9 protein-coding genes are annotated in these 8,445 nt (G+C 68.1%); 5 read left to right on the top strand and 4 right to left on the bottom strand.

The window, feature by feature from the left end:
• Together G3I65_RS41840 and G3I65_RS41835 are read right to left on the bottom strand one after the other, a co-directional pair.
• A partial coding sequence (locus G3I65_RS41840; protein WP_160700998.1) for an alpha/beta fold hydrolase occupies nucleotides 1-902 on the bottom strand: 902 nt, incomplete at its 3' end.
• 120 nt (nucleotides 903-1,022) lie between these two features.
• Entirely contained in the window at nucleotides 1,023-1,487 is a 465-nt protein-coding gene (locus G3I65_RS41835) for a hypothetical protein (protein WP_160700997.1), read from the bottom strand.
• A gap of 134 nt (nucleotides 1,488-1,621) precedes the next feature.
• On the opposite strand from G3I65_RS41835, the gene G3I65_RS41830 reads away from it, so the two are divergent.
• Both G3I65_RS41830 and G3I65_RS41825 read left to right on the top strand, forming a co-directional pair.
• Nucleotides 1,622-2,644: an LLM class flavin-dependent oxidoreductase gene (locus tag G3I65_RS41830; protein ID WP_160700996.1), complete on the top strand. Its 1,023-nt coding sequence runs from the start codon at nucleotides 1,622-1,624 to the stop codon at nucleotides 2,642-2,644.
• Nucleotides 2,645-2,927: 283 nt separating this feature from the next.
• Nucleotides 2,928-4,709 carry an AIPR family protein gene (locus tag G3I65_RS41825; protein WP_160700995.1) on the top strand — a complete coding sequence of 594 codons (1,782 nt, stop codon included), beginning with the start codon at nucleotides 2,928-2,930 and terminating at the stop codon, nucleotides 4,707-4,709.
• A 41-nt stretch (nucleotides 4,710-4,750) separates the two neighbouring features.
• Here G3I65_RS41825 and G3I65_RS41820 read toward each other — a convergent pair whose 3' ends face one another.
• Nucleotides 4,751-5,515: a polysaccharide lyase family 7 protein gene (locus G3I65_RS41820; RefSeq protein WP_160700994.1), complete on the bottom strand. Its 765-nt coding sequence runs from the start codon at nucleotides 5,513-5,515 to the stop codon at nucleotides 4,751-4,753.
• A gap of 279 nt (nucleotides 5,516-5,794) precedes the next feature.
• Between G3I65_RS41820 and G3I65_RS41815 the strand changes: the two genes are divergently transcribed.
• The 3 genes from G3I65_RS41815 to G3I65_RS41805 all read left to right on the top strand — a co-directional run bounded on the left by G3I65_RS41815 (nucleotide 5,795) and on the right by G3I65_RS41805 (nucleotide 7,670).
• On the top strand, nucleotides 5,795-6,229 hold the full coding sequence (locus G3I65_RS41815) for a hypothetical protein (protein WP_203612661.1): 435 nt from the start codon (nucleotides 5,795-5,797) through the stop codon (nucleotides 6,227-6,229).
• A 27-nt stretch (nucleotides 6,230-6,256) separates the two neighbouring features.
• Entirely contained in the window at nucleotides 6,257-6,874 is a 618-nt protein-coding gene (locus G3I65_RS41810) for a hypothetical protein (RefSeq protein WP_160700993.1), read from the top strand.
• A 73-nt stretch (nucleotides 6,875-6,947) separates the two neighbouring features.
• Nucleotides 6,948-7,670 carry a flavin reductase family protein gene (locus G3I65_RS41805; RefSeq protein ID WP_309235970.1) on the top strand — a complete coding sequence of 241 codons (723 nt, stop codon included), beginning with the start codon at nucleotides 6,948-6,950 and terminating at the stop codon, nucleotides 7,668-7,670.
• Here the strand turns inward: G3I65_RS41805 and G3I65_RS41800 are convergent.
• Nucleotides 7,627-8,445: hypothetical protein (locus tag G3I65_RS41800; protein WP_203612660.1), on the bottom strand; the 819-nt coding region annotated here is incomplete at its 5' end. The two genes, G3I65_RS41805 and G3I65_RS41800, sit on opposite strands and share 44 nt — an antisense overlap.

Genomic DNA, 8,445 nt, shown 5'->3' with positions numbered 1-8,445 from the left:
AAGACGCGGTCGAACAGGTCCGGGGACAGGCCCTCGCGCTTGAAGAACGCGCGCAGCCGCTCCCGCTTCGCCCGGACCTGGCCGGCGGTCTTCCCGAGCTGCTCGGGGAAGCGGCGGGCGAGCCACGGTGCGTAGACGTCGTCGAACTGCCGCTGGTCGATCTTCGGGAACGCTTCGAACGCGGCCTGGAGCCTGCCTTCGAAGTTGACGCTGGAGTCGAGCACGAGCTTGCCGGCGTGGTCCGGGAACAGCGCCGCGTACTTCGCGCCGAGCCAGGTCCCGTAGGAGAAGCCGAGGTAGTTCAACTTCTCGTCCTTCAGCAGCGCGCGGATCAGGTCCATGTCGTGCGCGGTCTGCCAGGTGGTGACGTAGGGCGCGAGCGCGTCGCTCTGGCACGCCTCGGCCACCGCCCGCGGCACGCGCTGGTGCCGCGAGATGCTGCCGGGCGAACGGTCGCGGGCGTCCAGGTCGTCCTCCTGCGGCAGCCGCCCGAGCGGCACGCGGCAGACGAACCCGGCGTCGTCGCCGCCTTCCTGGCCGGTGCCGCGCGGGTCCATGCCGATCAGGTCGAAGTGCTCGTTCAGCGACGGCTCCAGCCCGGCCAGCGCGCCGGCGAGCGAGGTGCCCTGGCCACCGGGCCCGCCGGGGTTGACCAGGATCGCCCCGCGCCGGCTGCCGGTCGCCGCGGCGCGGCTGATCGAAACCTTGAGGTCGGTGCCGGCGCCGGGCGCGGCCCAGTCCCGCGGGACGGTGATCCGCGCGCACTGCGAGGGCTGCGCTTCGATCCGCTTGGCGAATGGGCAACCACCCCACGACACCTGCTGCGTGAGGTACGGCGCGAGCGGATCGGGCGTGGTCGCGGCGGCCGGAGCCGTCGTCACCACCAGCACCGAGACGGCCACCGCCAACCCTGCCCGGGACGTTCGCACCGCAGTTCCCTTCGTCGCCCGGGGAAGCCAAGCACGGCGGCCGGGGGCGAAGCAGCGCGAAGATCAAGATTCAGCTCGAACCGGTGAACCCGCTCAGGTGCGGTACGGCCCGTGGTGCCCGAGGTCGGGGCTCACCTCCGGGTGCCGGCCCTCCTGGCCGGGCACCGGGGCGACGGTGGGCTCGGCGAGCGCCTCGCCGCCGGACCGCTCGGCGTCGCGCTCCTGGTAGTGGGCTTCGACGATCCGGTCCTGGCGGCCGCGGGCCAGCACGGCGAGCGTGAGCACGTGGACCACGGCCAGCAGCAGCAGGAAGACGCCGAGCCTGCCGACCAGCGCGGCCGCCGAACCCGACCACCGCGGGCCGACCACCGACAGGAGCGCCAGCACGCCGAACGCGACGAGGTGGAAGACGGTCACCACGGGCCACGCGATCGAGCCGGTCTCGCCGCCGTCGGCGCCGGTCAGGTAGCGGCGGGCGCCGCGGTAGAGCACCTGGCCGTCGGCCAGCACGATGACCATTCCGATGATCAGGAACCCGGTGAGGTCGTTGTCGGGCATGCGCTCCTCCTCCTTTCCGGCGGGGTACCCGGCCGGGCCGGGCACGGGCCGTGGTTCACCGGAACGAGTGACACCGGCCGGTCGGCCCGCTCACACCCGGGAATCAATCCCGGCCGCCGGGCGCTGGGACGGGCGTGAAGAAAATCGGCTTCCTGTCGTTCGGCCACTGGTCGCCGGGCGCGCACTCCGAGACGCGGTCGGCCGCGGACTTCCTGCACCAGTCGATCGACCTCGCGGTCGCCGCCGAGGAGCTCGGCGTGGACGGCGCCTACTTCCGCGTGCACCACTTCGCGCGGCAGGCCGGCAGCCCGTTCCCGCTGCTGTCGGCCATCGGCGCACGCACGTCGAAGATCGAGATCGGCACCGGCGTGATCGACATGCGCTACGAGAACCCGCTGTACATGGCCGAGGAGGCGGGCGCCGCGGACCTCATCTCCGGCGGCAGGCTCCAGCTCGGCATCAGCCGGGGATCCCCCGAGCAGGTCATCGACGGCTGGCGCTACTTCGGCTACGCCCCGGCCGAAGGCGAGACCGACGCCGACATGGCGCGCCGGCGCACCGAGCTGTTCCTCGAGGTGCTCGGCGGCGAGGGCTTCGCGGAGCCGAACCCGCGCCCGATGTTCGCCAACCCGCCCGGGCTGCTGCGCGTCGAGCCGCACTCGGAAGGCCTGCGCGAGCGCATCTGGTGGGGGTCCAGCTCGAACGCGACCAGTGTCTGGGCCGCGAAGCTGGGCATGAACCTGCAGAGCTCCACGCTCAAGGACGACGAGACCGGCGAGCCGCTGCACGTCCAGCAGCGCAAGCAGATCGAGGCTTACCGCGACGCGTGGCGGGAGGCCGGCCACACCCGCGAGCCCCGCGTGTCGGTCAGCCGCAGCATCTTCGCGCTCACGACCGACCTCGACCGCGCCTACTTCGGCCGCGACCGCCACTCGCGCGACCAGGTCGGCATGATCGACGAGAACACCCGGGCGATCTTCGGCCGTTCGTACGCCGCGGAGCCCGACGAACTGGTGCGGCTGCTCAAGGAGGACGAGGCCGTCCAGGCCGCGGACACCCTGCTGCTGACCGTCCCGAACCAGCTCGGCGTCGACTACAACGCCCATGTGCTGGAGGACATCCTGACCCACGTGGCGCCGGAGCTCGGCTGGCGCTGAGACGCGAGCGGCCCGGTGGCGGCCGGGCCGTTCCTTACTACCGAGTTGCGTCGTCGATCGCGCTGCTGTGACACGCAAGAAGTCGTTGCTTCGCCCATTCCTCATCTGCGAGACTGCGGCCATGAGACCCCACCCGATCGCCCGAGTCGCCGCAGCTTGGCGTCGAGCAGCTGGTCGGTTGCCGTGGAGTCCGCCGGGCCGGCTTTCTACCTTCCGTGGATTGCCTGTGCTGTTCCAGGATTCTGGCCCGGCCAGCCGCTAGTCGCTCTGAAGAAGAGGTTGAATGCACACCCTCACAAGCAAGCGTGTCCAGAAGTTTTCGCGCGACTTCGGTTTCGGTGGCAGCGAGTCCGAGCAGTTCGAACGGTACGTCGCGGCGAACTACCTCTTCCAGTACGTAGGGGACAGCGTAGAGCTGATCGAAAACTCGGTCCTTGGCGGCGGCTCGGACGAGGGTATCGACATCGCCGCGGTGGTAGTCAACGGCGGGATCGTGTCCGAACCTGCGGAGATCGACGAGCTGATCGCGGACCAGGGAGCGAACTCCGCGAAAGTGATCTTCATCCAGGCGAAGACGAGCGAGTCGTATGACTCCAAGCTCGTCGCGAAGTTCCTCCACGGTGTGGAGGCCGTGACGAAGTACGCGATGAAGCCGCGGAGCCTCGTGCTGCCCCCGCGCTTGGTCGACCTGGCGAACTTGATCGACAGGATCGCGGAGAACGGCGACAAGTTCCAGGACAGCAGGATCCCATGCGAGCTCTACTACGTGACGACGAGTTCCAATGACGGCGCCGGCGTGCAAGCCGAACTTCAGGTAACGGAGGCGATCTCTCGCATTCGCGAAATCGGTGTCTACTCCGAAGGGGTCAAGCTCCGAACTCATGGGCACGAGGAACTTTCTGCCAAACAGAAAGAGCGACACGGGCCGCAGAAGGTGCAGTTCAACTTTGAGAAGCGGCAGACCATCCCGGCAACCGACAGGGTCAGTGAAGCCTACATCGGGCTCGTCTCTGCGAGCGAACTCCTGAAGCTCCTCAAGGACGATACCGGCGAAGTGCGTGCTGGAATCTTCGACGACAACGTCCGTCTCGATCTGGGATCCCACAACCCGGTGAACAGCCGGATCATGGCAACGTTGCAGTCGGCGGAGCGGGAGCACTTCCCCTTCTTGAACAACGGCTTGACGATCATTGCGACTGACTTGCGTGGGGCCGGCGACAGGTTCTTCATCTCCGGTTACCAGATCGTGAACGGTGGGCAGACGAGTCATCAGCTTATGCGATGGGCTGACACAGATGAGGTCAAGAATTCTTATCATCTGCTTACCGAACTCTGGGTGCCGGTGAAGATCGTGAGTTCGAACGACGAAACCGTTCGCACGAGTGTGTCGATCGCGACCAACCTGCAAACCGCCATTGGGTCCTCGGATATCCAAGCCAGTTCTCAGATGGCGAAGAACGTCGAGGAGTACTTTGCCCAGTCTGGGCCGGACGGGCTGCGTTACGAGCGCCAGAACCGCGGCACGATACTCGAGTTCGCCCGGACGCGTGTGGTGACGACTCCCGAGTTGAACCGTGCCGTTGCCGCCACCCTGTTTGGAGAGTCATCGCGAGCGATCGGGTCTCCGAAAGACCTCGAGGTGGAAGACGCGTTCGTGTGGGGTGACTACCCTGAGGAAACCTATTACTACGCTGCGTGGATTTTGTACCGCATCGATCGGTACTTTGGGCGCACGCCCGAATCGACGACCTTGAAGGCTGCCAAGTACCACATCGCGATGATGGTTTCGGCGATCATCAACCCAGAACTCATCCCGGTCTTCGAGGCAGGAGACGTCGATGTGGTGGCTCAGAGGTTGAAGCGGCCGAAGAGGCTGAGGTTCGGGGTGGCCGAGAAGAAGCTGTCCGAAGAGGTCGAGAGCGCGATTGTCGACGCGGTGGACCTCACCGCGGACCTGTTCCGGGACGTGCTCGCTACCGGCCGGAGCTTGCGAAAAGACGATGTGCGGAGCAGGAGGAGTCAAGAAGCTCTGCTGCAGGAGGTAAAAGCGCTCCAGGGTAGCTGATTTCGATGGGAGCGGCCCGGTGGCGGCCGGGCCGTTCTTCCTCAGCCGTGGGTGATCTTCAAGCCGTAGAACGCGACCCGCGCGCCCTTCGTCGTGCTGTCCGAAGAGGACTGGTTGTACGAGCCGGCCTTGAAGTACTGCTGGTACGCCTTGAACGACGACGGGATGCTGTAGTGCGTGGTGCTGCCGTTGACCGTGAGGTCGATGGTGTTGCCGCCGGAAATGCCGATCGTGTACGTCCAGGTCTTGCCGAGCGAGACGTGGCCGACGGTGTGCGGCGTCTGCCCGCCGTCGGGGGAGTTCTCGGTGCCCAGCACGATGTCCCCGCTCGCGCGGTAGTACAGCTCCAGCAACGGTTTCGTGGACGAGCCGCCGGTGCCGAGGTGCACCTGGCCGACGCACACGTTCGACGTCACCGACACCACGCGCAGCGTCGCGCTGAGCTTGTGCGAGCCGCTCAGCGACCAGTTCGCGGCCGAGCCGTCGCGGTTCATCTCGCGCAGCTCGGAGCGCGCGTAGTTCGAATTCGGCGTGGTGACGCCCTTTTCCGGCGCCCAGAAGGTCATCGCGCCGTCGCGGGTGTCGGTGTAGAAGTAGCTGTCCTGGAAACCGTTCGGCCCCTGCAGCCGGGACGACGAGATCGTGGTCGGCTTGCCGGGGGAGCCGACCGGCTCCTGGAGCTGCCAGACCGAGAGGTCGAAGTTGCCGCCCGGGGCCACGGACGGATCCGCCGCCACGGCGGGCAACGCGGTGGCCGCGGCCAGTGCCGGAACCGCCAGCAGGACGAACAAGGCACGCACGCGCATCGTGGGTGTCCTTTCGCGATGAGGACGCTGCACCATTCGTTCACGGACGTGAATAAATGGTCTGGACAACCCGGCGGCGTGGACCCACGGTAGGACGGCGGTCACCGGTTGTCAAGATCTCGAGCCGGAGTCGGGGGATCGAGGCAGACCCGGCCGGACCAGGGGGCAACGGGGCCGCGAGCCGGAGATGCTGGGGTTACGTTCGGATCATCGACGGATTCGACGCGCATTCCGCGGAAAGGAGCCGGAACAATGGGGAACGGAACCAGAAAAGGCGTGGTGACAGCGATCGCGACGACCGCGCTGACCTTGTCCGCGGTCGCCCCGGCGAGTGCGGCACCGGCGACCAGACACTGTGTCCTCAACACCGGAACCGGTGTGGAGCACTGCTCTTCCAGCCGCGTCGCACTCACCGCGCAGGCGAACGGCGACGTCGTCCAGGGCACTTTCTTCGACGGCCCGGACTACACGGGGAACTCGCTGACCATCACCGGTCCGGAACTGTGCAAAAAGGACGGCTGGGTGAACTGGCAGTTCGACCTCGGGGACGACTGGAAGAACAAGATCTCGTCGGTGCAGCCGTGGGGGAACTGCTGGATCTGGCTCTACCCGGAGCCGAACCTCGGCGGCGACCGCGACGGCCCGTTCAAGGAGAACACCGGCAACGTCGGATCCTTCATGGACGACCGGACCCAGTCGATCGGCTTCAGCTGAGCCACCCACCCGAGAAGGAGTGACCGCATGACCAGCAAGCGCACCACGTGGGTGGCGGCGGGCCTCGGCCTGGTGACCGCGGCCGGCCTCGTGCTCACCGCCCCGGCCGCGTCCGCCGAAGACCAGCCCACCGCCCGGGAACTGCTCGACAAGTGCGACAACGGCACGGATTCGTGCGTGTTCCACCCGGCAGGCCCGCCGGAGGAGCACACCGGCGCCGGGCACCAGGTCGGCGAGGCGGCCTACAACTGCACGCAGGACCTGCAGCGCAGCACCGTGAACTGGTCCGACACGACGGGCGAGTCGAACAGCTTCGGCGTCTCCCTGTCGGCCGAATACGGGTTCTCGGAAGTGTTCAAGGTGTCCATCGAGACGTCGTACCAGCACACCTGGGAGTCGTCGCACACCGAAGGGCAGGCGACCAACGTCGACGTCCGGCCGGGGGAGAAGGGCTGGGTGGAGCGGGCCCCGAAGATGCAGAAGGTGCACGGCACGTACGAAATGCACTTCGGCGACCGCTTCTACGGCCACTACATCTGGTACCAGGACTTCGACGCGGACGGCCCGGTCCCCGGCTCGACCGGCGACATCACCCAGCACACCGCGGCGATGACCGACCAGGAACGCGCCGAGCACTGCGGCTGACGCGAGGCTGGCGGGAATCGCGATGGCCGATTCCCGCCAGCGAGCGTCCCCTGTGGACGGCAGGATCGAACCCGTGAAGACGGAAACCCCTGCCCACACGGCCATCGAGCCCGGCATCCTGTACTTCGGCACCCCGGTCGTGCTGATCTCCACCACCAACGAAGACGGCTCCGCCAACCTCGCGCCGATGTCCTCGGCCTTCTGGCTCGGCTGGCGCGCGATGCTCGGGCTCGGTGCCCGCTCGAAGACCACCCAGAACCTGCTCCGCACCGGCGAAGGCGTGCTCAACCTGCCCTCCGACGCGCTCGCCGCGGCCGTCGACCGGCTCGCGCTGACCACCGGGTCGGATCCCGTGCCGGAGGGCAAAGTGAAGCGCGGGTACTTCCACGTCGCGGAGAAGTTCGAGCGGGCTGGGCTCACCCCCGTCGCGTCGGAAACCGTTGCGCCGCCGCGGGTCGCCGAGTGCCCGGTGGCCATGGAGGTCGTTCTCGAGGCCGTGCACCCGCTCGCCGACGAGGACGCGCGGCAGCGCGGCGGGATCGTCGCGCTCGAGGTGCGCGTGCAGCGCGTGTTCGTCCACGACGACATCCGGGCGGTCGGCAGCGACGACCACATCGACCCGGACCGCTGGCGGCCGCTCATCATGAGCTTTCAGAAGCTCTACGGCCTCGGCCCGCAGGTCCACCCCTCGACGCTGGCCCGCATCCCCGAGCGCCTGTACCGGGGCCCGGACATCGACCGCGCCCGCGGCGTCACGTCGCGTTCAACCGCGCCAGCAGGGGAGCGAGTGTCTTGATACCGGCGGTCACCGCCGCCCGGCCCTTCGCCGAGGAGACCGGCGGCTGCCGCGTCAGCAGCACCACGACGTAGCGGCCGCCGACCACGCCGGTGGTGTTGAGGACCAGCGACGAGCGCAGGATCATCCAGCCCTGCTTGACCTGCCACGACATCCCGCTCAGGCCGTCGGGGATGCCGAAGTACTGGTCCCAGCCGTCGTCGGCCGGGTTCCGGGCGTTGCCGAGCGCCGTCAGGATCGGCTGGGCGATCTCGTCGGGCACCGTGTCTTCGAGGTACTGGTAGATCGCCAGCACGTCACCGGCGCTCGTCTTGGCCATGCCCCACTGGGTCGGGTCCGCGGGCGGCGTCGTGTGCGCCAGGCCGAGCAGCGCCGCCGTCCGCGTGACGATCGCGTTGCCGCCGTTGCGCTCCCAGAACGCCGACGCGATCGCGTCGTTGCTGCCCTCGAGCATGTCGGTGAGGTCTTCGACGGCGTCGGCGTCCGGGAGCGCCCACGCGCCCGTGGTGTCGTCGCGGACCTCGTCGATGGCGATCAGCAGCTTGACCACCGACGCGGTGTAGTACGGCTCGTCGGCGCCGAGGGATGCCAGCTCCTTTCCCGATTCCCGGTCGTACAGGACGAATCCGACGCTCGTCCGCGGCGAAGCGGCGGTCACCGCGGCCGCGACGCCGTCGGCGACCGACGACAGGTCCGGGTACGGGACCTCCGACGTCGACGCCACCGGACTCGGGCTGAGCGGCGGGTCCGGCGACGCGGCCACCGGCGCTCGGCC

The sequence above is a fragment of the Amycolatopsis sp. SID8362 genome (assembly GCF_010550475.1).
Classification (GTDB): domain Bacteria; phylum Actinomycetota; class Actinomycetes; order Mycobacteriales; family Pseudonocardiaceae; genus Amycolatopsis; species Amycolatopsis eburnea.
This window is presented reverse-complemented; position numbering and strand designations above follow the sequence as displayed.

What these genes read in the sequence shown, in the direction of transcription:
- G3I65_RS41835 (WP_160700997.1), bottom strand. Translation starts at nt 1,487, where the DNA reads ATGCCCGACAACGACCTCACCGGGTTCCTGATCATCGGAATGGTCATC.
- G3I65_RS41810 (WP_160700993.1), top strand. Translation starts at nt 6,257, where the DNA reads ATGACCAGCAAGCGCACCACGTGGGTGGCGGCGGGCCTCGGCCTGGTG.
- G3I65_RS41825 (WP_160700995.1), top strand. Translation starts at nt 2,928, where the DNA reads ATGCACACCCTCACAAGCAAGCGTGTCCAGAAGTTTTCGCGCGACTTC.
- G3I65_RS41820 (WP_160700994.1), bottom strand. Translation starts at nt 5,515, where the DNA reads ATGCGCGTGCGTGCCTTGTTCGTCCTGCTGGCGGTTCCGGCACTGGCC.